This window comes from Streptomyces minutiscleroticus, assembly GCF_014650875.1.
Lineage (GTDB): Bacteria > Actinomycetota > Actinomycetes > Streptomycetales > Streptomycetaceae > Streptomyces > Streptomyces minutiscleroticus.
The window spans coordinates 13,157-38,424 of record NZ_BMVU01000026.1 but is presented as its reverse complement, the minus strand read 5'-3'; the positions used below and the strand labels follow the sequence as shown (position 1 = coordinate 38,424).

Genomic DNA, 25,268 nt, shown 5'->3' with positions numbered 1-25,268 from the left:
CCGGCCGTCCGGTCGCCGCCGCTCCGCCGACGCCGGCCTCGGGGACACCCCGCCCTCGTACCGCCGCGACCGGGCACGCGCTCGCTAGGGTGCGGGCGATGGACACAGTCGAACTGCTTCTGGACGAGGACACGGAGGGCCAGGTGCTCCGCGTGTGGGACCACCTGGCCGCGCGGGGGCGGCCCAGCCAGCGGAACCACACCCACCCGACGAACCGGCCGCACCTGACACTGGCCTCAGTGGACTCGCTGACCCCGTCGGCGGCGCAGGCCCTGCGGACGCACCTGGACCGCCCGGACCGCCCCGCCGTCCTCGACGGACTCGTCCGCTTCTCCGGCCGTACGCAGGTGCTGGCCTGGTACGTCCGGCCCGTGGCCGAACTCCTCGACCTGCACACCGCCGTCCACGAGACGCTCCTCGCCGCCGGCTGCGAGCCGTCCAACCCGCTGCTGCTGCCCGGTCGTTGGCACCCGCACATCACCCTCGGCCGCAGCCGCGCACCGGCATGGGACCTGCCGGACGAGGAGGTGTTCCCCCCGGACCTGCGCGGACCGGTGCACGGCCGCTTCACCGCCGCCCGCACCTACGACTCGCGGACCCGCACCACCAGGCTCCTCTCCCCGGCGTGAGCCACGTGCGCCCGGCCCGGGGCGGCACGCGCCCGCCCCGCCCCCGCTCACCCACTCACCCGTGCGTCCGCTCACCCGTGTGCCCGCCTCACCCGCTCACCCGTCGGCCGCGTCCAGTACCTCCTGCGCCTCGGCGGCCGCGGACTGCTCCTGGTGCCCTCCGTCTTCTGCCACCGCACCCCGGTGACCCTCATCGACCCCGAGCTGCCGCCGGCGCTGGTGTACCCCGTCGTCCAGTCCCCCGTCCTGTTCGCCGACCCGACCGCCCCCGCACCGGACAACGCGCTGGCCCGCCTGCTCGGCCCGAACCGCGCCGCCGTCCTGCGCGCGGCCGCCGAGGGCGGCACCACCGGCGAACTCGCCAGCAGGGTCGGCGTCAGCCGCTCGTCGGCCAGCGAGCACGCCACGGTCCTGCGCGACGCGGGCCTCATCGTCTCGGCCCGCCACCGCAACGCGATGATCCACACCTGTACGCCGCTGGGCAGGTCGATGCTGCGGTCGACGCTGTGAGGGGCCCGGGGCCGGCCTGCGCGCCGCGGACGGCCGGGCTCCGCCGTCCTCGCGGGAGCGCGGACGCCCGGGCTCCTCAGTCCGCCGGGCAGCAGCCCCCGCCGGTGGACGGCCGGTGCCCGGTGGACGGACGGTGCCCGGCGGACGGACGGTGTCCGGCGGCCTCGGGGGCGTCGCCCGCGAAGGTCTCCGTCCGGCAGAAGCAGGACGCCCCGACCGGTACGTCGGCCAGCGCGGCGGCGATCCTCAGCTGCTGCTCCACGATCCGCGCCTCCCCCGTCCTGCCCAGGCGCACGAGGCACTCGTGGAACCCGTGCAGGGACCAGACGTTGCCGGGGTGCTGGGAGGCGCGGGGCAGTGTGTCGTCCAGTCCCAGGTCCGCCCGGTAGACCGCCTCGGCCTCCGCGACGCGGCCCTGCTCCAGCAGCAGCGCTCCGTAGGCGTGCCGGGTCGGCTGCATCCACCCCCACGGCTCGTCGTAGGGCAGGCCGTCGTCCAGTGCGACCGCCCGCTCCAGCGCGGCGAACGCGGCGTCGTGGTCGCCCCTGCGGTACTCCAGCTCGCCGTCCAGCATCGCCGAGGCGACGGCCAGGATGTCGGAGCAGGTGTTGTTGAACAGCATGCGCGTGTCCGGGACCAGGGCGGCCGCCGTGCGGAACCGTTCGCGTTCCGCCTCGGCCTCGGCGATCCGTCCCATGGCGGAGAACGCGACGCCGCGGGCGTAGTGGAGCATCGCCGTGGTCACGCAGTACAGCCGCGGGTCCGCGGGCAGCGGCAGCGCGAGGACGTCGTCCCAGCGGCCGAAGCGGATCAGCACGTGGACCCGCATGGCGAGGAAGCCCTCCAGCCAGTCGGCCATGGGCGGGCTCTGCCTGCGCAGCAGTTCCTCCGGGATGGACTCCTCCAGGCGGGCCGCGGTCTCCAGGGCGACCTCCGAGCGGCCGAGGAACATCGCACCGTAGATCTTGAAGTGGTAGTTGTGCGACCGGTACAGGGTGTAGAAGTTCAGCGCCCCCTCGCGCGCGCGGTACTTCTCGTCGGCGGCGACGGCGGCGCTGTTGTCCGACACCACCCGCCGGTAGTCGCCGCACAGCACGTCCAGGTGCGAGGGCATGTGCTGCAGATGGCCCGCGTCCGGCACCAGGCCGCGCAGCCGGTCGGCCACCCGCAGCGCGGCCTCGGGCGTCGGGGACATCTCCATCAGGTGGACGTACAGGTGCAGGACGCCCGGGTGGACCTTCCCGCCGTCCGTGGCCACCGCCCGGTCGAGCACGGCCTTGGCCTGCGGCGTGCGCGCGCCCGCGGCCGGCTCCCCCGTCCGCGGGTCCCACAGCTGCCACGGGGTGAGGTTCATCAGGGCGTCGGCGTACAGGGCCGCGACGTCGAGGTCGTCGGGGGCGAGTTCGTGGACGGCGCGCATGCTGTCGGCGTAGGGCCCGTTCCACACCGAGCAGTCCTCCACCGCCTTCCCCTGCGGGTAGCGGGCCCGCAGCGCCCCGATCAGCGCCCGCTCCACCCCGGTGGCGGCCCCGGCCGCCTTCTCGTGCGCCAGCTCCACCGCGGCGTGGGTGCGCTCCACCGTCCGCGTCAGGTCGTCGGCGTCGAAGGACTCCCAGGGCTTGTTGTAGTTGGGGCCCAGCGCGTAGGCGATGCCCCAGTACGCCATGGCGCAGTCGGGGTCGGCCTCGGCGGCGGCCTCGAAGCAGGCCACGGCCTCCTCGTGGTGGAAGGCGTACGACCACACGAGGCCGCGGTCGAACCACCTCTGGGCCTCGGGGGACGCCGTCGTCACCGGACGGCCGTGGGAACCGAGTTCGTAGTAGTCCATGCGCCTCTCCTGACTGTGCGGTCACCGAACGGCACAACGACGCCGGGGCGCGGACGGGGCACGGGTGCGGCCGCACCGTGTTCACGGGGACGGCCGCACCGGGTCGGCGGGAACGGCCGCACCGTGTTCACGGGGACGGCCGTACGGGTCGCTGGGACGGCCGTTCCGGGGCCGGGGCGGCGCACCGCCCCGGGCCGCCACCCGGGAGGGCTCTTCCCCTTCCCCTGTCCCCCATGTCCCCCGCCCCGTCCGGTAACCGGCATTCTCCTGCTTCCGGCGGCCTTCGACAGCCCCGTTCGCGACGCGGGCGTGGGCGCGGGCCGCCGGAGCGCGCCCTACCCTCCCGCGCCCGCCCGCGAGCCGGCGGAGGCCATGCCGAGCCACGTGTGCGGGTTGCCCTCCCAGCACCAGCCGAGCTTCGGGGCCCTCTTACTGATCCAGAGGGCCGGGACCCGGCGGTCGCCGCAGCGCGAACCGCCCAGGGAGAAGCACTTGTTCTTCGCCAGCACCTGCGGGAACTGGGTGACCAGCGCGATGCCCTCCTCGATGGTGAGCGGGGTGCGGCCCCGCTCGGCGACGGTGCGCACGGCGTCCTGGGGGACGACGCCGCAGAACTCCTCGCCGCGCTCGACGCCGAGCAGCAGGTAGGCGTCCGGAGCGGGGAGTTCGAGCCCTTCTGGAGGGACGAACCGTTCGAGGGCGCCGGGTTCGAAGGAGCGGTCGACGAAGCCGGGCAGCCGTCCGCCGTGCAGGGCGGTGAGCGGCATCGTCTCCTCGATCGGGGCCACGCCGCGGGTGACGACCAGCAGGAACGGCACGCGGCCCGACTCCGGTCCGTACGGGCCGGCGGGAACCGCCGCGGCACGCGCGCGCAGCGGGGCCACCAGGGCGCCGAACCGCTCCGGGCCCAGGCCGGAGACCGCCGGGTAGCCCAGGTCGATCAGCGTGCGGACCTGGCGGTCGAACTCGGCCCCGCCGTCGAGGGCGGTCTCGGTCAAGGGGTCCCCTTCCGTCGCGTCGCCGCGCCGCCCGACGTGACGGCGCGAAAACTTACTACGAGGGTAAAATTACTCGCGTCGTAAACAAGGTGTCAACGCAAAAGTATGTCTGGAGTAAGATCCCGGCATGGGTACCGAGTCGAGCGCCGCGGCCGGCTCCGCGGGTACGGGGCTGCGCGAGGCCAAGAAGCGCGAGACGCGACAGCTGATCTCCGACCAGGCCACCCGTCTCTTCATCGAGCGGGGCTTCGAGCGCACGACCATCGCCGAGATCGCCGACGCCGCCCGCGTCGCCAAGAAGACGGTGACCAACTACTTCGCGCGCAAGGAGGACCTGGCCCTCGACCACCAGGACGCGTTCGTCGCCGGACCGGCCCGCACGGTCGCCGCACGCGGACCCGGCGAGTCCGCCCTCTCGGCGCTGCGCCGGGCCTTCCTGTCCGCGGTCGCCGCGCAGGACCGGGTCGCGGGCTTCGCGGGACCCGAGTTCAGCCGCATGGTCGCGGAGAGCCCGACCCTGTCGGCCCGTCTGCGCGACCTGCACGACCGGCGCGAGGACGCCCTGGCCGCCGCCCTCGCCGAGGCCACCGGCGCCCCGCCCGACGACATCACCCCCCGTACGGCCGCGTCCCTGCTCGGCGGCGTGCACCGCGTCCTGTTCCGCCGCATCCAGGACCTCACCCTCGCCGGGCGCACCGGCACCGAGATCGCCGCGGTGCTGGAGGACGAGGCCACGCGGGCCTTCGCGCTTCTCGAACCCGCCCTCGCCGACTACGCCCGCGCCTGAGCGGCGCCGCGGCCCCCGCGCCACCGGCGCCGTCCCGACGTCCGAGCACCCGGGTCCGACACCCGGACGCGCCCTCTGAGCGCCCGTTCCCGGCTCGCGGACGCGCCACCTGGGGCCCCGGGTCCGGCTCCCGGACGCCCGAGTGCCCGCCTCCGGCCCGGCCCAGCTCGGGCGTCCGGGAGGTCCGGCCTAGCGCGGGCACCCGGGCGGGTCCGGTCGGACACGGACACCCGGACGGTCCGGTGCCGCGGTCCTCAGTGCCGCGCGGGCGCGTCCCCGGAAGCGACCGCCCGCCGGCACCGCAGCGCGAGCAGGACGCAGCACACCGTTCCGACCGCCCCCGCTCCGCCGATGACGGCGCCGGCCGGCCAGAACTCGGCCGCGGCACCCGCCAGGGCCATTCCCACCCCCTGGATCGTCATCAGCCCGGCCGTCTGCACGGTCATGGCCCGCCCCTGCAGCTCCCGCGGCACGGCCTCCACGAACCAGCGGTCGAGGCCCAGGGTGTACGCGCCCGCCGCTCCGGCCGACACCAGCGCGAGCAGCACCCAGCCGAGGCCCGGGGCCCAGGGGACGAACAGCAGCGGCAGCAGTCCGCACGCCGCCAGGGGCAGCGCGATCCGGGAGCGCGCGGACGGGGACAGCAGCGACCCGGCGTACAGCTCGGCCGCGATCGTCCCGACCGGCATGGCGCACATCAGCAGGCCGACGGCGGCCGTGCCGGCCCCGATCTCGTCCGCGTACGCGGCGGCCAGCGCCTCGGGGGCGACCACGAACATCGGGGGCGCCCACAGCATCAGGAGCAGGACCCTGATCCGGCGGTCCGCGAAGACCTGCCGGAAGCCCTGGAGCGAGTACCGCATCAGCGGGCCGCCGCGGGCGCGGGCGGGCCGGCGCCGCGTGCCGAGGCGCAGCAGCAGGGCCGAGGAGAGGAAGGAGCAGGCGGTCACGGCCACGGCCTGACGGGGCGACACGACCGTGAGCAGGACCCCGCCGAGCCCGAACCCCGTGAGGACGGCGCTCTGCGAGACGATCCGCAGCAACGAGCGCCCCAGCACGAACAGGTCCCCGTCGCCGAGGACGTCGGTGAGCGTGGCCGTCCGGGTGCCGGTGAACACGGGCGCGACGACCGCGATCAGGCAGCGCATCGCGAGCAGGACGGCGACCGGCGTCCCGGGCAGCGCCATCACGGCCGCGCACACGGCACACATAAGGTCGCACACGACGAGCACCCGGCGCGGCGGGTGGCGGTCGGCGATGCCCGACAGGAGGGTGCCGCCCACGAGGTACGGCAGGAACCCGAGCGCGAAGACCAGCGAGCTCAGCAGGGGCGATCCCGTCAGCCCGTACACCAGCACGGTCAGCGCGATCTCGCTGACGACGACGCCCAGGAGGGAGAGGGCGTGGGCGGTGAAGAGGACGCGGAACTCCCGTACGGCGAAGACGCGGCGGTAGCCGGTGGGTTCGGGTCCGGGAGGGGCCGAGGCCCCGGGGGCCGCGCCGGCGTCCGGGGCGGCGGCGCCGACACCGACCACGGTGTCGACGCCGGCGTCGGGGAGCGCGTCGACGGCGGCCGGACGGGCTCCGGCGGTGCGGGGCGCGGCCGGCCGGCGGGGTCCGGCGGCCGGGTGTGCGGGGCGGGCGGCGTTCTCGTCTGGCATGGGCGGAAGCCTGCCGGTGACCGACGGCCCGGCGTAGAGTTTCGGTGTGGACCGAATCTTCGCTCCGCGTCACCGGCGGCGCGGACCTCGCCGGTGTCCGGACGCCGCCCCGGCCGCCTCGACCACCACGCTGTTGCCTCGCCCCAGCACCCCGAGAACCGCACCGTCACGCCGTCACACCGTTGCGTCGTCACACCGTCGCATCACCGCGTCGGTCCACCGAGGAGTCGCCGTGCCGTTCCACTTCCGCTTCGGGGAGGACGACTTCCTGCGGTGCCGCTTCGCGCTGTCGCCCCTGTGGGAGACGCACCAGGCCGTCCGCACCCTGAACCGCCCCGACCGGCACGGCTACCACCCGCGGTGGCTGCGCCGGACCCGTGCGGCGGCCGACGGCCTCGACCTGGCACCGCTGTGGCTGCTGATGCCCCGGCGCGGGTACTCCCCCGACTGGCTGGCCCCGCCGCCGATCGGTCCGGCGGCCACGTTCGAGGAGGAGATCGCGGTGGTCCGCGGAACCGATCCGGTGAGGGCCCGCGCCGACACGGCACGGGCCCTGGCCGACACCCCGGGCGCCGCCGAGTCCCCTCTCGCCCGCGACCTGCTCGCCGGCACGGAGCGTGGCGTCCTGCTGCTCGCCGATCTGCTGGAGGCCGCCTGGCACGCCCTCGTGGAGCCGTACTGGCCCCGGCTGCGGACGCTCCTGGAGGCGGACATCGCGTATCACTCCCGGCGGCTCGCCGAGGTGGGGCTGGGGGGTCTGCTGCCGGAGATCGACCGCCGTTTCGCCTGGTCCGCCGGGACGCTGACGGTGACGGGCCGCCACGAGGAGGAAGTGCAGGACCTGGACGGCCAGGGCCTGGTGCTGATGCCCAGCGCGTTCTCGTGGCCCGACGTCGTCACCGGTTTCGAGCCCCCGTGGCAGCCGACGCTGGTCTACCCCGTCCGCGGCATCGGCGGCCTGTGGGCCGAGCCCGCCGGCCGCGCCCCGGACGCCCTGGCCCGGCTCCTCGGGCGCGGCCGGGCGGCCGTGCTCGCCGCGCTGGACGAGCCCGCGGGCACCACGGTGCTGGCCCACCGCCTGGGGCTGGCCGCGTCGTCCGTCTCCGCCCACCTGTCGGTCCTGCGCGACGCGGGCCTGCTCACGGCGCGCCGCTACGGCCATCAGGTCCTGTACGAGCGGACGCCGCTCGGCACGGCCCTCGCGGCGGGGGAAGAGGCGGGGTGCTGAGGGCGCGCGCCGTCCGGGCCCAGGCTCACGCCCTCAGGTAGGCCAGGACCGCCAGCACTCTGCGGTGCGTCTCCTGCGCGGGCGGCAGGTCGAGCTTGGTGAGGATGCCGCTGACGTGCTTGCCCACGGCCGCTTCGGAGACCACCAGTGCGCGGGCGATCGCGCCGTTGGACCTCCCCTCCGCGATCAGGGCCAGGACCTCCCGCTCACGCGGGGTGAGCCGCTCCAGGGGGTCGCGGCGGCGGCGCAGCAGCTGGCGTACGACCTCGGGGTCGACGACCGTGCCGCCGTCCGCCACCTCGCACAGCGCGTCCACGAACTCCTCGACGTGCCCGACCCGGTCCTTGAGCAGATAGCCGACGCCCGTGCCGTCGCCGGAGTCCAGCAGCTCGGAGGCGTACGCCCGCTGCACGTACTGGCTGAGGACCAGGACGGGCAGCGCGGGCCGCTCCTCGCGCAGGCGGACCGCCGCGTGCAGGCCCTCGTCCTGGAAGCCGGGCGGCATGCGCACGTCCGTCACGACGATGTCGGGGGCGTGCTCCTCCACCGCGGCGACCAGGGCCGGCGCGTCGCCGACGGCCGCGGCCACCTCGTGGCCGCAGCGGTCGAGCAGGCCGACGATCCCCTCCCGCAGCAGCACGCTGTCCTCGGCCAGGACTACGCGCAGGGAGCGGCGGGCGCGGGGCGGTCGGTCCGTTCGCAAGGGATCTCCACACGCAGCAGGGTCGGTCCGCCGGGCGGACTGGACAGGGAGAGTCTGCCATCGAGCACCGACACCCGGTCCGCGAGCCCGGTGAGCCCGCTGCCCGCCGAGGCGTCCGCGCCGCCCCGGCCGTCGTCGCGCACCTCCAGCGTGAGCCGTCCGCCGCGGTGGCGGCCGGTCACCGCGGCGCGGTCCGCCCCGCTGTGCCTGGCCACATTGGCGAGGGCCTCGCGGACCACGAAGTACGCGGCCGACTCGACGGACCCGGGCAGCCGGCCGGGCAGGTCCAGGTCGACGTCCACGGGGACGGCGGAGCGGTCCGCGGCGTCGGCGACGGCGGCTTCGAGGCCGTAGTCGGTGAGCACCTCGGGGTGGATGCCGTGGATGAGTTCGCGCAGCTCCGCGAGGGCCAGGCCCGCTTCGTCGTGGGCCTTGGCGAGCCGGTCGGCGAGCGGGCCCGGCGGGGCGTCCAGACGGGCCAGGCCGAGTGTCATCGCCAGTGCCACCAGGCGCTGCTGGGCGCCGTCGTGCAGGTCGCGCTCGATGCGCCGCCGCTCCGCCTCGAAGGCGTCGACCAGGCGCACGCGCGACCGGGCCAGTTCGGTCACCCTGGCGTCCAGCTCCGCGTCGCGCGGGGCGATCAGCAACCGGGTCAGCTCGGCCCGGGCCCCGGCGGCGACGCCCAGGACGTACGCGCACAGGGCCATGAGGAGCAGTCCGAGCGCGGCCACCCCGAACGCGGCCGGCCAGTCCGTGACCGTCCACTGCTTGAGCACCTTCGCCTCCCGGCCGTCGCCGGCCGTGGCCATCAGCAGCGGGGTCGCGGCCACGGACAGCGGGAGGAGCAGCCCGACGGTGACGGCGAGGGCGTCGACGGGCCACAACAGGCCCGCGAACAGCAGGGCGTGGCCCAGCTCCCGCCAGGTCGCCCGCTCCCGCAGCCGGGTCGCCAGCCAGGGGCGCAGACCGGGCGCGGCGGGCGGCCGGTGCAGGCCGGGGACCGGGTCCGCGTCGACCATCCGCAGCCGGTACCGCTCGACGCGCGCCACCGGGAGGCCGGCGAGGGCCGTGAGGACGAGCAGGGGCAGGCCCACCAGGACGACCGCGAGCACTCCGCCCGCCACCGCCGAGACGACGATCCCCACGAGGGCGACGGCGCCGGTCACCGCGCCGGTGAGCAGGTAGGCGGCCGAGCGCCACGGCCAGGACGACAGCACGAAGCCGGTCCTGGACATGGCCTGCCACACGTTCCGAGGCTGCATGCGGATCACCGTAGAAGGCGCGTACGGGCCGGGGCCATCGGGCCGGACGGTGGACCTGGGGTAGGGCCAGGCCTACCCCAGGTCTCGGTCCTGCCGCACTGCGCCGGGGGGCCGTCGTGCGGTGTCGTGGAGCCACCGGGACGGGCACACGGCCCGGCGCCCGGCGCAGGGGACGCGTGGACGACGAAGGGGGACGTGTGATCGGCGGGACGGCCCGGAGGAACGGCCAGTGGGCACGGCGGAGGGGCGACGACGCGGCGGCACGGAGGGACGGCGACGCGGCGGCACGGAGGGACGACGGCGCAGCGGTACGGGGGGACGGTGACGCGGTGCGGCTGCGCTCCGTCAGCAGGCGGTTCGGGACGGGCGACGGCGCCGTGACGGCCCTCGACCGGGTCACCCTCTCCTTCCCCGAGGGGACCTTCACCGCGGTCATGGGCCCTTCCGGATCGGGGAAGTCGACGCTGCTGCAGTGCGCGGCGGGACTGGACCGGCCCACGTCCGGGTCGGTCACCGTGGGCGGCACCGAGCTGACGGGGCTGACCGAGGCCGGGCTGACCCGGCTGCGCCGCGACCGCGTCGGGTTCGTCTTCCAGTCGTTCAACCTGCTGCCGTCGCTGACCGCCGAGCAGAACGTGGCGCTGCCGCTGCGTCTGGCCGGCCGCCGTCCCGCTCGGGCCCGGGTCCGCGACGCGCTGCGCCAGGTCGGGCTCGGCGACCGGGCCCGGCACCGGCCGGCGGAGCTGTCCGGCGGCCAGCAGCAGCGGGTCGCCCTGGCCCGCGCCCTGATCACCCGCCCCGAGGTGCTGTTCGGCGACGAGCCGACCGGCGCCCTCGACCCGCGGAGCGGCCGTGAGGTCCTGGCGCTGCTGCGCGGCATGGTGGACCGCGGGGGCCGGACGGTCGTCATGGTCACGCACGACCCGGTGGCCGCCTCCCACGCCGACCGCGTGGTCTTCCTCGTCGACGGACGCGTCCACGGCGACCTCGCCGGAGCGCGCGCCGAGGACATCGCCGCGCACACGGCCGGGCTGGAGACCACGGCCGGGCCGGGAACGACCGCCGAGCCGGGGACGACGGGGACGAGGGCAGGGGCCGGAGCCCGGGCCGGCATCGGGACCGAGGCCGCGTCACGGGCGAGGGCCGGGACGGGGACCGGGGCCGGGTCGGGGACCGGGACCGGGTCGGGGACCGGGACCGGGTCGGGGACCGGGACCGGGTCGGAGGGCGTGTCGTGCTGAGCGTCGCCCTGAGCACCCTGCGCGCCCGCTGGGTCACCTTCGCCGGCAGTTTCGTCGCCCTGGCGCTGGGGGTCGCGCTGCTCACCGTGACGGGCCTGGTCCTCGCCTCGTCGAGGGACGCGCCCGACCGCAGGCCGGAGCGGTTCGCGGCCGCGCCCGTCGTGGTCAAGGGCGCGGACACGCTGCGGGTGCCCACCCCCGCCGGCGACCGCACCCGCCGGCTCGCGCATCCGCGCCCCGTGCCCGCGGCGGTCGTCGCCGGGCTGCGCCGGCTCGGCACCGTCGTCGAGGACCGGTCCTTCCCCGTACGGGCGGCGGGCGGACCCGCCGGCCTCGTCGGCCATCCCTGGTCCACCGCCGCGTTCGCCCCGTACGAGCTCACGGCGGGGCGCGCGCCCCGCGCCGCCGACGAGGTGGCCGTCGGCGGCGACTGGGCGGAGCCGGGCGAGCGCGTGCGCACCGGTCGCGGCACCGTGGCGGTCGTCGGCACGGTCGCCGCCCGCGGTGCCGGCGCCTTCAAGGACGCCGTCTTCTACACCGACGCGCGCGCCGCCCGACTGGCGCCCACCAGCACGCAGTTGGTGGTGGACGCGGACGAGGCGGCCGTACGCGCGGCGGTGCGCGGCAGCGCCGGCGTCCGGGTCCTCACCGGGGACGCGCGCCGGTACGCCGACGCGGACCCCGACCGGGACGCCGAGGCGCTGACCGCGATGAACGCCCTGTTCGGCACGGCGGGCGGCGTCAGCGCCTTCGTGTCGGTGTTCGTGGTGGCCTCCACCTTCGCCTTCGCGGTCGCCCAGCGGCGCCGGGAGTTCGGGCTGCTGCGCACCGCGGGCGCCACTCCGGGGCAGATCCGCCGCGCGGTCGCCGCCGAGGCGTTGGTGGTCGGCGTGCTCGCCTCGGCCGCCGGCTGCGCGCTCGGGGCGTACGGGGCGCCGCTCCTGGCCGCGTGGGCGGTGGACGGCGGTCTCGCACCGGCCTGGTTCGCCGTCGGCGACCACGCCTGGCCGTACCACGCGGCCTTCTGGACGGGGCTGCTCGTCGCCCTGTGCGGGGCGGCGGCCGCCGCCTGGCGGGCCGGGCGCACCGGTCCCGCCCAGGCGCTGCGCGAGGCGTCCGCCGACGCCGGGGCGATGACGCGGGGGCGCCTGGTCCTCGGTGCGGGGCTGCTGCTGACCGCCGCGGTGACGCTCGCGCTGACCCTGGCCGGCGACCCAGGCGACCTGCTGCACCGCAAGACCTACGTGAGCCGTCCGATGCTGCTGATCACCGCGGTCGCGCTGCTCGCGCCGGCCGCGGTGCGCCCGCTGACGCGGCTGCTCGCGTGGCTGCCGGCCCGGCTGCCCGGAGCGGGCGGCGTGCTGGTGCGCGAGAACGCCGCCGCCGGGGTCCGGCGCACCGCGGCCGTCGCGGCCCCCGTCCTGGTCACCGTCGCCCTCGCGGGCTCGCTGCACGGCGCGACGGCCACGCTGGAGGAGGCCGGGGCGGCGGAGGTGCGCGCGCGGACGGCCGCCGCGTTCGTCGTCACGCCGCCGGACGGCGCGGACTTCGACCCGGCGACCGTACGCGCGCTGCGCGCGGTCCCCGGCGCCGAGGTGTCCGCGACCGCGCCGAGCGCCGTGTACGTCCTGGAGGACGGTGTGGCGTTGGTCGGGTCCGAGGCCCGTGCCGCCGAGCCGGACGCGCTCGCGGCCACCGCGCGCCTGCCGCTCGCCGCCGGGCGGACGGCGGACCTGGACGACGGCTCGATCATTGTCAACGAGGAGTGGCGGCACCACACCGTGGGACAGCGGGTGCGGGTGTGGCTCGGCGACGGTACGCGCAGGACCCTGCGGATCGCCGCCGTCATGACCACCGGCACCGGTGGCAACGGCGTCTGCGTCACGCCCGCCAACGCCCCCGGCGCGGTCGTCGACCGGGTCGACGTCGCCCTCGCGGACGGGGCCGACGCGCACGCCGTGGCCGCCGGGCTGCGCGAGGCGGTGCGGCCGGCGGGCGGGCGGGTGCTCACCCGGGACGAGTGGATCGGCGCCACGCGTCCGGGGACCGACCGCACGGCCCGTCTCGGCTTTCTGCTGGTCCTCGGCATCGCCCTGCTCCACACCGGGATCTCCCTGGTCAACACGATGGTCATGGCGGTCTCCGACCGTGTGCGCGAGCTGGCCGCGCTCCGTCTGGCCGGGGCCACCCGGTGGCAGGTGCTGCGGCTGGTGGGCGCCGAGGCGCTGCTGGTCGTCGCGGTCGGCGCGCTGCTCGGCCTCCTGGCCGCCGGTCTCGAACTGGCCGGGATGTGGGGCGCGCTGCGCCTGCAGTCGGTGCGCAGTCCGGTCGAGCTGCCCTGGGCGGTCACGGCCACCGTCGTCGGCGCCTGCGCCGTCCTGGCCGTGCTCGCGTCCGTCGTCCCCGCAGCGCTCCTCCTGCGCCGCCGCGCCGTGGAGTCGGCGGGCGTACGGGAGTGACCTCCCCGGACCGCGCGTCGCACGTCGCACGGCACACGGCACACGGCACGGGAGCGTCACACGGTGCGCGGCGCCGGAAGGGGGCGGCCCCCGGCGTACGAGAAGGGACGGCCGTCCCGGCGGGGCGGCCGTCCCGTGGTGCGGTACGCCTACTCGTACTCGGAGACTCCCGCCGCGTCCACCAGGACCACACGGTGGTTGTACTGGACGGTGTAGTACCTCGCGGCCCCGGTGACGTAGGTGTCACCGGAGGGGAAGAAGTCGTCCGCGTTCACCGGCGGCCGGGTGGCCACGTAGGCCTGGCCCGCCGGGAAGCCGTAGACGGTCAGCGGCTTCTGCGTCGACGGGGACAGTCCCTCCGGGTACTCCGAGGCCTGCGGGTAGCCGGAGCCGTACAGGGTGGCGCCGTCCTCGCCGGAGCGGACCACGGTCACGTCCTCGGCCGGAGTGGTGTTGCGGCCGTGCGGGTCGTGGAACCACACCTTGGCGCCGCTGAACCAGATCGCGGTCCAGCCGCCCTTCCGGCCCGCCACCACGAACTGCTGGCCCGCCTGGACCGTGCTGCCCCAGTCGGCGATGTCGTCCGTGCCGGCGTCGGCGCCCGGGTGGACGGCCGGGTCGGCGAACAGGGGCGAGGACGCGTCCGGCGCGGTGTGCACCGGCAGGAAGTTGGACGGCGCCGTACGGTCCGTGCACTCCTGCGTGCCGCCGGTGGGGTCGTCGGCGGGGCACACGCGCACGGTCTGCTCGTTGCTCGCGAAGTCCGGCGTGATGGTCACCGCCGAACCCACCTTCGGCGCGTGCCGCGCGTGCCGTTCGCTCCGGGCGGCCGGCGAGCCGTCCGGGGCGCCCACCATCTCCATGAACGCGGACCAGTCCCAGTAGGGACCCGGGTCCCAGTGCATGCCCGCCACGTAGGCGTCGCGCGGACCGGGCACGTTGTCGTGGCCGACGATGTGCTGGCGGTCCAGCGGGACGCCGTACTTGTCCGCCAGGTACTTCACCAGGTCGGCGCTCGTCTCGTAGAGCCGCTGCGAGTACCAGGTGGCGCCCTGCGCGGCGAAGCCCTCGTGCTCGATGCCGATCGAGTGCATGTTGAACCAGTAGTTCCCGGCGTGGAACCCGATGTCCTTGCCGGGCACCATCTGCGTCACCGCGCCGTCCGAGGAGCGCACCACGTAGTGTCCCGCGGAACCGCTGGCGGCGTCCTGGAAGGTCTTGATCGCGGCGTCGTACGACGACTCGGTGTCGTGCAGCACGATGTAGTCGACCTTCACACCGTCCGCCGGACGGTCGGCGACCTGGCCGTTGGAGGCGGCCGCGGGCACGAAGGCGCACGACACCGTGGCGGGGCACTCGGTGTCGGTGGACTCCGCGCCCGCCTTCAGCCCCAGTTCGGCGAGCTGCGCCGTGCGGGGCCTGACGGAGCCCGCGGCGGCCAGCTCCACCCGCTGCCCGTCGTCCGTGCTGCGCGCCGCGCCGGACTCCACGGTCTCGAAGACGCGGTCGGCGAAGCGCCGTGCCGTCCCACGGTCCGAGGACTGGCTGTAGCGGGCGACCGCCCCGTACCAGGCCCCGGCGTCGGTGGAGGCGGAACCGGTGAGCCGGCGCTGGTAGGAGGCGAGGAGGGCGGCGCCGCCGCGGATGTTCTCGCGCTCGTCGGTGCGCAGCCTCCCGGCGGGCGTGCCCAGCAGCTCCGCCGCGGCGTCCAGGGTGTGCAGGGCCGGGTCGGACGTCAGTTCGTCGAGGTCGCCGCGGCCCGCCGCGCCGGCCGGCCCTCCGGCGACCATCTCCGCCGTGACGTCGGTGAGGTTCATCGGGCCGTAGCCGCCCGAGGTGTTGTGCTCGCCCTCGTGGGCCTCCCACCGGGACTCGTGGTACGAGACCCCGAGGAGCACCGGCAGCGGCACGCCGAACTCCTCCGCCGCGTCGGCGAAGTACGCCTGCCGCTCCTCGGTGCCGGCGTCGCCGCCCGGCCACGCCGCCTGGGCCGCGGACGGCAGGAGGGTGAGGCAGCCGGCGGCGAGGCCGCCCGCGACCACGCCGGCCAGCAGTCTTCCGGTTGTTCTTCTGCGTACGGACTTACTCAAGGATTCCCCTCGATGACGTACTCCCGCCGGGAGCGTGTCTTCCACAAGAGCGGTGTTCAGGTGGCCGTCCGCCGGGCCCGCTCGCCGACGGGCCGCTGCGCACCGGCCCGTCGCACCCGGGCGCAGGCCGGGACGCGCGAGCCCCGGCACGCAAGTGGGCTTCGGAGGGCGGGAGTTGAGACGGCCGGGCGCGACCCGGCTGCCCCGGCACCACCGCCGGAAACACTGGCACACGCCACAGCCGTCACGCCAGCGGTCCCCCGTATCCGAACCTCCGTGTACCCGAACGTACCTTTGACGCTCCGACACCCACACACTTCACCCACGAAAACGTCACAGGATGTCCATGGATGGCGCACCGGACCCGCGGGAGGGAAGGGAGGTCGAGGTCAGGGTTCGATGAGGCCGGCGCGGACGGCGTAGCGAGTGAGGTCGAGCCGGTCGCGCAGACCCAGTTTGTGCAGGAGGTTCGCGCGGTGCCGCTGGACGGTCTTGACGCTGATGACGAGGAGTCCGGCGATCTCCTTGGAGGAGTGCCCCTCGGCGACCAGCTTCAGGACCTCCTCCTCGCGCGGTGTGAGCACCTGGCCGGGGGTCTCCTCGCCGTGGCGGACACGGTCGAGGTAGTTGCGGATGAGGGCGGTGACGGCGCCGGGACAGAGGAACGGCTCGTCGTCCAGCGCGGCCCGGCACGCGGCGACCAGGTCCCGGTCTGCCACGGACTTGAGCACGTATCCGCAGGCCCCGGCCTTGAGCGCCTGGAAGAAGTACTGCTCGTTGTCGTGCATCGTCAGCATCAGCACCCGCAGGCCCGGCCTGCGCGCGGCCAGCTCGCGCGCGGCCTGCAGCCCGGTCAGACGAGGCATGGCCACGTCGAGCACGGCGAGGTCGACCTCGTGCGCGCGGGCCAGGTCGACGGCCTCGGCGCCGTCGCCTGCCTCGGCCACCACCTCCAGGTCCGGCTCCCGGTCGAGGATCATCCGCACCCCGCGGCGCACCAGCGCGTGGTCGTCGGCGAGGAGGATCCGGGCGGGAGCGGGAGCAGAAGTGGAGGTGGGAGCGGGAGTGGGGGCGCGTGGGGTGTCGGGCATGGTCACGGCTGCTTCCTGGGGACGGGGACGGTCAGGCGGATCTCCGTGCCGCCCGGCGGTACGGGAACGATGTCCAGGGAGGCTCCGACGAACAGGGCGCGCTCGCGCATGCCGCGGATGCCGGCACCCTCCGCGGCGGCGCCGAGGCCGCGACCGTCGTCGGTGACGGCCAGTACCACCGTGTCACCGGCGCGCCGCAGGCCGACCTCGGCCCGCGTCGCGCCGGCGTGGCGGGCGACGTTGGTCAGGCCCTCCTGCACGACGCGGTAGAGCACCAGCTCCGTCTCGTGGTCCAGCGCCGGCAGGTCGGAGTCGAAACGGCGCAGCACCCGCAGCCCGGTGTGCGTGGCGAACTCGGTGGCGAGCGAGGTCAGCGCGCTGACCAGACCGAGGTCGTCCAGGACGCCGGGGCGCAGCCGCCGTACCAGTCTGCGGACCTCGTCCAGGCTCGCCCGGGTGATCTCCTGGGCCTGCTGGAGCTCACCGCGCAGCGGCTCCGGCGCCTCGTCCGCCGCCCGCTTGAGGCCCAGCAGGATCGCGGTCATGCTCTGCCCGACCTCGTCGTGCAGTTCCTGGGCGATGCGGCGCCGCTCGGTCTCCTGCGCGAGCAGGGCACGGGCGCTGCTCGCGGCCCGCTCCCCCTCCAGCCGCTCCAGCATGGCGTTGAACGTCGTGATCAGCTCCGCGACCTCGCCGTGCCCCCGTACGGACAGCCGCTGGCCCGGGCGCAGCAGGTCCACGGTGGTCATCAGCCGGGTGAGCCGGACCAGCGGCGCCAGGCCGATCCGCAGCAGGGCCGCGTTGGCGACCAGCATGACGCCCAGGCCGCCCACGAGGACGACCGCCTCGGTCAGCAGGACGGGGACGGACACGGTCACCGGAGCCAGCAGGAGCAGCGCCGTGGCCGTGCCCAGCACCACCGCGTTGAGCCCGAAGATCCGCCAGTACAGGGACACCGGGTGACGCCTTCCTCCTCCATGGCCCGCCCCGCGCCGCGCCGCGTCACCCTTGCCGGTGACCGGACGCGCCGAAAGCGCGGCTGTGGCTCCTGGACCCGGTCCTGACCGGGCCTCCTGGCTTCGACCAGGTCTCCTGCCAGCCTGCCTCCGCCGGGGGTCCGCAGTCGATGGGCACTGACCCCCATTTCCGTGCGCGTGCCCTGCCCACGGCGGACACCGGATGGGTCGTCGGCCCCCGCGCAGATGGGTACCGCGCCCGATGGGCCGCGCGCGCCGGGGCCGCCATGGTGGAGTCATGACCGCTCACTTCGCCCCGGCCGGCCCCTCCGGTCCGACCGGTCCGTCCCGGCCGCCCACGAGGTCAGCCGGCGCCTCGAACACGCCCGCCTCACGCGGCCGGCCCAGCTGAGAGCCCTCGACGACAGCGCCCAGAACGTCGACGCGGTCGCACCGGCCTCCTCGGCGGCCGGCGGCGGAGCGGCCGACCGGCCGGCCGGCATCCGAACCACGAGCGGTGGCACCGGTCTCGGCCATGGAACCACCCCCTGTGCACCGCCGCGTCCTCAGCCATTACGGTGAGGACAGAGGGCAGCCGGCCGGGCTGCGCCCCTTCCGCGGAGGTCGGAGGAGACGATGGGCGGGGACGGGCACCGGGGCTCCGCGCAGCACCTGCCCAAGCTGCGGCTCGACGAACTCCTGGACGAGCTGCAGTCGCGGATCGACGCGGCGCGCGGCACGCAGGACCGCATCCACAACCTCCTGGAGGCCGTGCTGTCGGTCGGCCGGGAGCTGGACCTGCCGCAGGTGCTGCGGCGCATCGTCGAGGCGGCCGTGGTGCTGGTGGACGCCGAGTACGGGGCGCTGGGCGTGATCGGCGACGACCGCAAGCTGTCGGCGTTCCTGACCGTCGGCCTCGACGACGAGCAGCGGGCGCGCATCGGCGACCTGCCCAGCGGACACGGCATCCTCGGTGAACTGATCCGGCATCCGGAGCCCCTGAGGCTGTCCGAGCTCTCGGAGCACCCGGCCTCGTACGGCGTCCCGCAGCACCATCCCCCGATGCACTCGTTCCTCGGTGTGCCCATCCGGGTGCGCGACCGTGTCTTCGGGAACCTGTACCTCACCGAGAAGCGGGGTGCGGCGGAGTTCGACGCCGAGGACGAGGCGGTGCTGTCCACCCTCGCCGTGGCCGCCGGAGTGGCGGTCGAGAACGCGCGGCTGTACGAGGAGACCCGGCTGCGCGAACAGTGGCAACGGGCCGGTTCCGAGGTCACCAGCACCCTGCTGTCGGGGGCTTCGAGCGCCGAGGTGCTGGAGCTCATCGTGGAGCGGGCCCGCGAGATCGTCTCCGCCGACGTCGGGATGATCGCCGAGTACACGGCCGGGGAGGACCGCCTGGAGCCGGCCATCGCGAGCGGAACCGGTGCCGAGCGGTGGGCCGGCCTCGTCCTGCCGGCGCGGGACGACTTCGTCGGGGCCGCGCTGACCACGGCGGAACCGGTCGTCAGCGCGGACGTCGAGCGCGACGTACGGACCGGCGGCGGTGCCGACGCCGACGAGAGCAGGGGCGAGCGCGGGAGCGGGACGCAGTGGTCCGGGCTCGGGCCGGTCGTCGCGGTGCCGCTCGGCGCGGGCGGAAAGGCCCGCGGCGTCCTGCTGCTGGGCCGTCTGACCGGCCGTACGCCCTTCGCCGACGCGGACACCGGTCCGCTGCTGGACTTCGCGGGCCAGGCGGCGCTGGCGCTCGAACTCGCCGAACGCCGCCGGGACGCGGAGCAGATAGCGCTGCTGCAGGACCGCGACCGCATCGCGCGCGACCTGCACGACCTCGCCATCCAGCGGCTGTTCGCGGCCGGTATGACGCTGCAGAGCACCCAGCGTTTCATCGACCACCCCGAGGCCGTGGAGCGGCTGTCCCGGACCGTCGACGACCTCGACGACACCATCAAGATCATCAGGTCCACCATCTTCGGCCTCCGCACGCACGGCGGCTCGGCCGAGCGCGACGGCGCCCTGCGCGTACGGGTCTCCGAGGCCGTACGGGCGTCCGCGAGCTCGTTCGGCTTCGCTCCCGCGCTGCGGATCGAGGGACTCGTCGACACCGAGGTGCCCGAGGAGGTCGCGGACCACGCGACGGCCGTGCTCGCAGAGGCGCTCAGCAACGCGGCCAGGCACTCGGGGGCGCGGGCGGTGGACGTCCGTCTGCGCTGCTCGGACGGCGAGTTGACGCTCACGGTGACGGACGACGGCCGCGGCGTGCCGGACGGTGTCGCACGGAGCGGGCTGGCCAACATGGAGGACCGGGCCGCGGCGCTCGGCGGCTCGCTGCGGATCGGCGAGCGACCGGAGGGCGGTGGCACACGGTTGGTGTGGCGGGTGCCCACGACCCCGGCAGCCGGCTGACGCCCCCCTTCGCCCGGCTGACGTCCCCTCCGGCCGACCGGCGTCCCTTCCGCCCGGCTGACGCCCCCTCCGGCCGGCTCGCCGCGCGCCCGACCCGCCTGCCGCGCGGCCCCGCCGCCACTTCGTCGTGCGGCCGCGCCGCTACTTCGTCGTGCGGCCGCGCCGCTACTTCGTCGCGCGGCCGCCGTCGTCCGGCTGGTCCAGTTGGGAGGCGAGGACCGCGGCCTGCACCCGGCGCTGGACCCCCAGCTTGGCCAGCAGTCGGGAGATGTGGTTCTTGACGGTCTTCTCCGACAGGTAGAGCCGCTTGCCGATCTCACGGTTGGTCAGACCGTCCCCGATCAGGGCGAGGATCTCCCGCTCACGCGGCGAAAGACTCGCGATCTCGGGCGCGACGGGAGGCGTCGCGGCGGGGTCCGCGCGCAGCGAGCGCATGAGACGCGCCGTGGTCGCGGGGTCCAGCATCGACTGGCCCGAGGCGACGGTGCGGACGGCCGAGAGCAGGTCGGAGCCCCGGATCTGCTTCAGCACGTAGCCCGCCGCCCCGGCCATGATCGCGTTGAGCAGGGCGTCCTCGTCGTCGAACGACGTCAGCATCAGACAGGCCAGTTCCGGCATCCTGCTGCGCAGTTCCCGGCAGACCGTGATGCCGTCGCCGTCCGGCAGCCGTACGTCGAGCACGGCGACGTCCGGGCGCAGCGCCGGACCGCGCGCCAGGGCCTGCTCCACACTGTCCGCGTCACCGACCACCGCGATGTCCGGCTCCGCGTCGAGCAGGTCGGACAGGCCGCGCCGGACCACCTCGTGGTCGTCGACCAGGAACACCCGTATGGGGTTGTCCTCCGTGAAAGTGCGCGTCTCGGTCATGACGACCCCTCGTTCCCCGGTACCCCCGGCGGCTCCGGCGCCCCGATCGCCCTGGGGACCCCGCTGCCCGGCACCCGATGCCCAGTACTCGATGTCCGGCAGCGGACGGGCCACGGACCGCGGACCGCCCGCTCCTGAGGACGATCATCACTCGCCCGGGCCGAATGCACTAGGGCCGACCGGCCCCACTCGTCCCAGGAATGCGTGCTCCACGACGACCGCCGGCCCGTGCTCCGCGGCCGCGGGGCAGGACCGGACGGCCCCGAGGCCCGGGCCCCGGTCCGCGCTCCTCCTCGGCGGCCGCCCGCCGCGCTCCGTTTGCCGGTCGTGCCGCGCGGGCCCCGAACAGCCCTGCGGGACGGGGCCGTTCAGCCCAACGGGCACCGCCCTTCGGCATCCGGCGGGGGGCGGGTGCCAGGGACGAGAGTGAAGGTGTCAGGCACCGGCCGGACCGTCCCGGAGGGATCACCATGGCCGTACACGAGCACCCGCACCGCGGTCAGGGCCCCGGCCGCCACCTCTTCGGCGGAGACCGGGCCGCCGGAGTCCGCCTTCCACTCGTCCGCCGCCTCCGCCCGCTGCGCTGACCGAACGGGACGTCCCCCGGCGGACCCTGTCCGGGGCCGGGGGGACGACCGCCGTACGTACGTGTCGCGGCACCACACGACGCGCCACCGCCGGCCCCGACCACCCATCACAGACCGCCCACCACAGACCCAGGGAGTGGATCCCATGCCCCGCACCGTCACCGTGGGCCTCGACGGCTCGCCCGAGAGCCGCGCCGCCGCCGAATGGGCCGCCCGCGAGGCAGGGCTGCTCGGCCTGCCGCTGAAGCTGGTCCACGTCCGGGAGCCCGCGCCGGAGCCGGTGGCCCAGGTCCCGCTCCTCGACGCGGGGGCCTTCCGGCACCGGGGCGCGACGGGGGCGCCCCCGGCCAGGGGCCCGGAGAGGGTTGCGCGCGAGGCGGCCGAGGGCATCCGCCTGCGCCATCCCGGCCTCGACGTGACCACCGAGCAGCCGGCCGGCCGCCCCTCCGAGGTGCTGGCCCGCGCGGCCGGGGACGCCGAGCTGCTGGTCCTCGGCTCCCGGGGGCTCGGCGGTCTCGGCGGCTTCCTGGTCGGCTCGGTCGGGCTGTCCGTCGTGGCCCACGCCGAACGGCCGGTCGTGCTGGTCAGGGCCGCGGAGCAGGCCCCCGACGAGCACGAGGCGGACCCGGCGGGCGTGCCGTCCGCGGGGACGCCGTTCCGGCCGGTCGTCCTCGGGCTCGACATCGAGGACCCCCACGAGGAGCTGATCGGGTTCGCGTTCGCCGCCGCCCGCCGCCGCGGCACGTCCCTGCGCGTCGTCCACGGCTGGAACCCGCCGGCGTCCTCCGTCCACGCCCTGTCCACCGTCCCCGGCCTCTGTCAGTCACTGGCGCTGCGCGAGTCCGCCCGGCTCACCGAGGTGCTCCGCCCCTGGCGGCGGAAGTTCGCGGACGTGGAGGCGGCCGAGGAGTCCTCGTACGGCACCGTCGCCGGCCACCTCGTCGACGCCTCCCGCGAGGCCTCGCTGGTGGTCGTGGGCCGCCGGATCCGCCGCAGCCCGCTCGGCGCCCACATCGGCCCCGTCGCGCACGCCGTCCTGCACCACGCCGCCGCTCCCGTCGCCGTCGTCCCGCACGCCTGACACCCCGCGGAAGGACGAGGACGATGGGCCTGAACCCGCAACTGCCGCTGGTCGTGGGCGTGGACGGTTCCGAGGCGAGCCTGCGCGCCGTCGACTGGGCGGCCGAGGAGGCCGCCCTGCGCGGGGTACCGCTGCGGCTGGTGCACGCCTCGCTGTGGGAGCGCTACGAGGGCTCCGCCCTCTCCGAGGACCTCGGCGAGCCCGACGAACGGACCCTGGCCGAGGCCGTCGTCGAGGCCGCCGCACGGCGCGCCCACCGCCGCCGGCCCGGCGTGCCGCTCTCCACCGACATCCTGCCCGAGGAACCGGAGCACGCGCTGGTGCGCGAGAGCCGGCACTCCTGCGCGCTGGTGGTGGGCGGCGGCGGCCGCGGGGGCGCCTCCCCGCTCGCGCGGGGCCGGGACCTCGGCAGGGACGTCGCCGGGCTGCTGCTCGGCTCGGTGAGCCTGGCCGTGGCCGCCCACGCGGACTGCCCGGTGATCGTGTTCCGCGGCGGCCGGGACGGTGGTACGGGGGCCGGGGACCCCGGCCGCGTCGTCCTGGGTGTCGGGGACGGGACCGCCGCCCCGCCCGCGGTGCGCTTCGCCTTCCAGGAGGCCGCGTGGCGCGGGGTGCTCCTGGAGGCCGTACGGGCCTGGCGGTGCCCGGCGCACGGGACGACCGACCACCCCTTGCTCGCGGGAGACCCCGCCCGGTCGCACGAGCGGCGGGCCGCCGAGGACCTGGCGGCGGCGCTGCGCGGACCGGCGGCGGAACATCCCGGCGTCGCCGTCCGGCCGCGCACGGTCGAGGGGCACGCCCGCAAGGTGCTGGTGGACGTCTCGCACGGGGCCGGCCTGCTGGTCGTCGGCGCCGGGCGGCACGCGGGGCACTTCGGCTTCCATCCGGGCCGTGTCACCCACGGCGTCCTGCACCACGCGACCTGCCCGGTCGCCGTGGTCCCGCAGAAGACACCGTGAGCCTCCCGCGGAACACGGTGTCACAGGGCGGTACCCGCCGCCCTCCGCTCCGGTGCGGAGGGCGACCGTACGAGGCATGAGCGCCTGCTCCCCGCCTCGGCCCCTTCCTCAAGGGCCCGGCACCGCCCCGTTCACACTGTCATCCCGCCCTCCCGTCACCCCATGCTCTTCGCGCCGTCCAGTGACTCGCGGACGATGTCGGCGTGGCCGGCGTGCTGGGCGGTCTCCGCGATGATGTGCAGCAGGACCTGCCGGGCCGACCACCGGCCGCCGGGCTCGAACCACGGGGCCTTCGGCAGGGGGTGGGAGACGTCCAGGTCCGGGAGGGTGACGACCAGTTCGTCGGTGCGGCGGGCCGCCTCCTCGTAGTCGGCGAGCACGGCGTCCAGCGTCTCGCCGGGCAGCATCCGGAACTCGTCGGCCCGCCGGGCCCAGTCCTCCTCGGTCATGGCCGTGAAGTCGCCCAGCGCCGACGGCCCCTCCAGGACGAAGTCCGCCCAGTGCCGCTCGACCGCGGTGACGTGTTTGACCAGACCGCCCAGGCACAGCTCGCTGACGGTGGTGCGCCCTCCCGCCTGCTCGTCGGTGAGGTCGCGCGTGGTGAAGCGCAGGAAGTGCCGCTGCTTGGCCAGCGCGCCCAGCAGGTCGGCGCGCTCACCGGTGACGGCCGCGGCGTCCGCCGGTGCGCCGGAGGAGGCGTGGACGTGGGTGTCGACGGCGGCGTGGGTGTCGGCCGCGGTGCGGGCGGCCGGTCCGCCGGGGTCCGGTCCGTCGGGGGCCGACCCGCTCGAAGCCTGTGCGCCGACCGTCAGTTCGCTGGAAGTCATGGTCTCCGCCTTCACCGTTCCCGTGGTTCCTGCCGTTCTCGGTCGGGAACCACGCTAGGAGGCACAGCGGTCACTTTCCGACCTGAATCGGGGGATGCTCTACGGCATGGCGAACACCAGCACTCGGACACTGCGGCTGCTGTCCCTCCTCCAGACCCACCGTCACTGGCCCGGCACCGAGCTGGCCGAGCGGCTGGGCGTCTCCGTGCGCACCCTGCGCAGGGACGTCGACCGGCTGCGCGAGCTGGGCTACCCGGTCGAGGCGCAGCGCGGCGCCGACGGGGGCTACCAGCTCGCCGCGGGCGCGGTCCTGCCGCCACTGGTGATCGACGACGAGGAGGCGGTCGCCCTGGCCGTGGGTCTGCAGGCCGCCGCGCAGACCGGCGTGGAGGGCATCGCCGAGACCTCGGTCCGGGTCCTGGCCAAGGTGGCGCAGGTGATGCCGGCCCGGCTGCGCCGCAGGGTCGAGGCCCTGCGCGCGATGACCGTGGCCGCCTCCTGGAACGGACCGGCCGCGGCGGGCACCGACCCGGAGGCCCTCACCGCGGTCGCGCTGTCCTGCCGCGACGGCGAGCAGCTCCGCTTCTCCTACACCGCCGCCGACGGCCGGCGCAGCGAGCGGCACGTCGAACCGCACCGGCTGGTCTGCCTCGACCGCCGCTGGTACGTGGTCGCGTACGACCTCACCCGGCACGACTGGCGCAGTTTCCGGGTCGACCGGCTCACCGCGCCGAAGGGCACCGGCGCCCGGTTCCGGCCCCGCGACCTGCCCGCCCCGGACGCCGCCGCGTTCGTCCGCGCCGGTCTGGACTCCATGCCCCGCTCGTACGAGGTGGAGGTCCGGGTGGACGCCCCGGCCGCGGCCGTGCGCGAGCGGATCGGCCGGTGGAGCACGGTCGAGGAGATCGACGCCGCGCACTGCCGGGTGCGCATGACCGCCGACTCCCTGGACTGGCCGGCCCTGGCCCTGGGCATGGTCGGCGCCGACTTCCGCGTGCTCGGCCCGCCCGAGCTGCGCGACCGCCTCCACGAGTGGAGCGCCCGCTTCGGCCGCGCCTAGGCGACGCCGGCGCCCGACCGGGACAGGCGACGCCGGCG

The 25,268-nt window shown here is 75.7% G+C and carries 20 protein-coding genes; 10 read left to right on the top strand and 10 right to left on the bottom strand.

Annotation, left to right across the window (positions count from 1 at the left end):
• Positions 1 to 98: 98 nt before the first annotated feature.
• Both IE271_RS23480 and IE271_RS23475 read left to right on the top strand, forming a co-directional pair.
• Positions 99 to 629, top strand: a complete 531-nt coding sequence (locus IE271_RS23480) for a 2'-5' RNA ligase family protein (RefSeq protein ID WP_190192390.1) — start codon at positions 99 to 101, stop codon at positions 627 to 629.
• Between the two features lie 153 nt (positions 630 to 782).
• On the top strand, positions 783 to 1,139 hold the full coding sequence (locus IE271_RS23475) for an ArsR/SmtB family transcription factor (protein WP_229919513.1): 357 nt from the start codon (positions 783 to 785) through the stop codon (positions 1,137 to 1,139).
• 76 nt (positions 1,140 to 1,215) lie between these two features.
• On the opposite strand, the gene IE271_RS23470 is transcribed toward IE271_RS23475, so the two are convergent.
• Together IE271_RS23470 and IE271_RS23465 are read right to left on the bottom strand one after the other, a co-directional pair.
• Positions 1,216 to 2,967: a tetratricopeptide repeat protein gene (locus IE271_RS23470; protein ID WP_229919512.1), complete on the bottom strand. Its 1,752-nt coding sequence runs from the start codon at positions 2,965 to 2,967 to the stop codon at positions 1,216 to 1,218.
• Between the two features lie 335 nt (positions 2,968 to 3,302).
• Positions 3,303 to 3,965 carry a DUF5701 family protein gene (locus IE271_RS23465; protein WP_190192389.1) on the bottom strand — a complete coding sequence of 221 codons (663 nt, stop codon included), beginning with the start codon at positions 3,963 to 3,965 and terminating at the stop codon, positions 3,303 to 3,305.
• 127 nt (positions 3,966 to 4,092) lie between these two features.
• Here IE271_RS23465 and IE271_RS23460 point away from each other — a divergent pair, with 127 nt between their 5' ends.
• Complete coding sequence (locus IE271_RS23460) at positions 4,093 to 4,752, top strand: TetR/AcrR family transcriptional regulator (protein WP_190192388.1); 660 nt, start codon at positions 4,093 to 4,095, stop codon at positions 4,750 to 4,752.
• Positions 4,753 to 5,006: 254 nt separating this feature from the next.
• Here the strand turns inward: IE271_RS23460 and IE271_RS23455 are convergent, their stop codons facing one another.
• Complete coding sequence (locus tag IE271_RS23455) at positions 5,007 to 6,413, bottom strand: MFS transporter (protein WP_190192387.1); 1,407 nt, start codon at positions 6,411 to 6,413, stop codon at positions 5,007 to 5,009.
• Between the two features lie 232 nt (positions 6,414 to 6,645).
• On the opposite strand from IE271_RS23455, the gene IE271_RS23450 reads away from it, so the two are divergent.
• Positions 6,646 to 7,641 (top strand): ArsR/SmtB family transcription factor, encoded by a 996-nt coding sequence (locus IE271_RS23450; RefSeq protein ID WP_190192386.1) that lies wholly within the window; start codon positions 6,646 to 6,648, stop codon positions 7,639 to 7,641.
• Between the two features lie 25 nt (positions 7,642 to 7,666).
• On the opposite strand, the gene IE271_RS23445 is transcribed toward IE271_RS23450, so the two are convergent.
• Together IE271_RS23445 and IE271_RS23440 are read right to left on the bottom strand one after the other, a co-directional pair.
• Positions 7,667 to 8,281 (bottom strand): LuxR C-terminal-related transcriptional regulator, encoded by a 615-nt coding sequence (locus IE271_RS23445; protein WP_229919524.1) that lies wholly within the window; start codon positions 8,279 to 8,281, stop codon positions 7,667 to 7,669.
• Between the two features lie 17 nt (positions 8,282 to 8,298).
• Positions 8,299 to 9,606: a sensor histidine kinase gene (locus tag IE271_RS23440; protein WP_190192385.1), complete on the bottom strand. Its 1,308-nt coding sequence runs from the start codon at positions 9,604 to 9,606 to the stop codon at positions 8,299 to 8,301.
• Positions 9,607 to 9,935: 329 nt separating this feature from the next.
• Here IE271_RS23440 and IE271_RS23435 point away from each other — a divergent pair, with 329 nt between their 5' ends.
• Together IE271_RS23435 and IE271_RS23430 are read left to right on the top strand one after the other, a co-directional pair.
• Positions 9,936 to 10,847: an ABC transporter ATP-binding protein gene (locus IE271_RS23435; RefSeq protein WP_190192384.1), complete on the top strand. Its 912-nt coding sequence runs from the start codon at positions 9,936 to 9,938 to the stop codon at positions 10,845 to 10,847.
• Positions 10,841 to 13,306 carry an FtsX-like permease family protein gene (locus tag IE271_RS23430; RefSeq protein WP_190192383.1) on the top strand — a complete coding sequence of 822 codons (2,466 nt, stop codon included), beginning with the start codon at positions 10,841 to 10,843 and terminating at the stop codon, positions 13,304 to 13,306. The genes IE271_RS23435 and IE271_RS23430 overlap by 7 nt, the downstream gene beginning before the upstream one ends.
• A gap of 149 nt (positions 13,307 to 13,455) precedes the next feature.
• Here IE271_RS23430 and IE271_RS23425 read toward each other — a convergent pair whose 3' ends face one another.
• The 3 genes from IE271_RS23425 to IE271_RS23415 form a co-directional block, all read right to left on the bottom strand.
• Positions 13,456 to 15,396, bottom strand: a complete 1,941-nt coding sequence (locus IE271_RS23425; protein WP_229919511.1) for a peptidoglycan recognition protein family protein — start codon at positions 15,394 to 15,396, stop codon at positions 13,456 to 13,458.
• 389 nt (positions 15,397 to 15,785) lie between these two features.
• Positions 15,786 to 16,487 carry a response regulator gene (locus IE271_RS23420; RefSeq protein ID WP_190192382.1) on the bottom strand — a complete coding sequence of 234 codons (702 nt, stop codon included), beginning with the start codon at positions 16,485 to 16,487 and terminating at the stop codon, positions 15,786 to 15,788.
• Between the two features lie 2 nt (positions 16,488 to 16,489).
• Complete coding sequence (locus tag IE271_RS23415) at positions 16,490 to 17,443, bottom strand: HAMP domain-containing sensor histidine kinase (RefSeq protein WP_190192381.1); 954 nt, start codon at positions 17,441 to 17,443, stop codon at positions 16,490 to 16,492.
• Positions 17,444 to 18,079: 636 nt separating this feature from the next.
• On the opposite strand from IE271_RS23415, the gene IE271_RS23410 reads away from it, so the two are divergent.
• Positions 18,080 to 19,849, top strand: coding sequence for a sensor histidine kinase (locus IE271_RS23410; RefSeq protein WP_190192380.1), 1,770 nt, complete (start codon positions 18,080 to 18,082; stop codon positions 19,847 to 19,849).
• A 165-nt stretch (positions 19,850 to 20,014) separates the two neighbouring features.
• On the opposite strand, the gene IE271_RS23405 is transcribed toward IE271_RS23410, so the two are convergent.
• Positions 20,015 to 20,716 (bottom strand): response regulator, encoded by a 702-nt coding sequence (locus IE271_RS23405; RefSeq protein ID WP_190192379.1) that lies wholly within the window; start codon positions 20,714 to 20,716, stop codon positions 20,015 to 20,017.
• 732 nt (positions 20,717 to 21,448) lie between these two features.
• Between IE271_RS23405 and IE271_RS23400 the strand changes: the two genes are divergently transcribed.
• Both IE271_RS23400 and IE271_RS23395 read left to right on the top strand, forming a co-directional pair.
• Positions 21,449 to 22,384, top strand: coding sequence for a universal stress protein (locus tag IE271_RS23400; protein ID WP_190192378.1), 936 nt, complete (start codon positions 21,449 to 21,451; stop codon positions 22,382 to 22,384).
• A gap of 23 nt (positions 22,385 to 22,407) precedes the next feature.
• A complete protein-coding gene (locus IE271_RS23395; protein WP_190192377.1) occupies positions 22,408 to 23,343 on the top strand; it encodes a universal stress protein in 936 nt (311 codons plus the stop codon).
• 155 nt (positions 23,344 to 23,498) lie between these two features.
• On the opposite strand, the gene IE271_RS23390 is transcribed toward IE271_RS23395, so the two are convergent.
• The gene (locus IE271_RS23390; protein WP_190192376.1) at positions 23,499 to 24,170 is read right to left on the bottom strand and encodes a DinB family protein; all 672 of its coding nucleotides are present in this window, start codon (positions 24,168 to 24,170) and stop codon (positions 23,499 to 23,501) included.
• Between the two features lie 106 nt (positions 24,171 to 24,276).
• Here IE271_RS23390 and IE271_RS23385 point away from each other — a divergent pair, with 106 nt between their 5' ends.
• The gene (locus IE271_RS23385; RefSeq protein ID WP_190192375.1) at positions 24,277 to 25,230 is read left to right on the top strand and encodes a helix-turn-helix transcriptional regulator; all 954 of its coding nucleotides are present in this window, start codon (positions 24,277 to 24,279) and stop codon (positions 25,228 to 25,230) included.
• Positions 25,231 to 25,268: the final 38 nt, after the last annotated feature.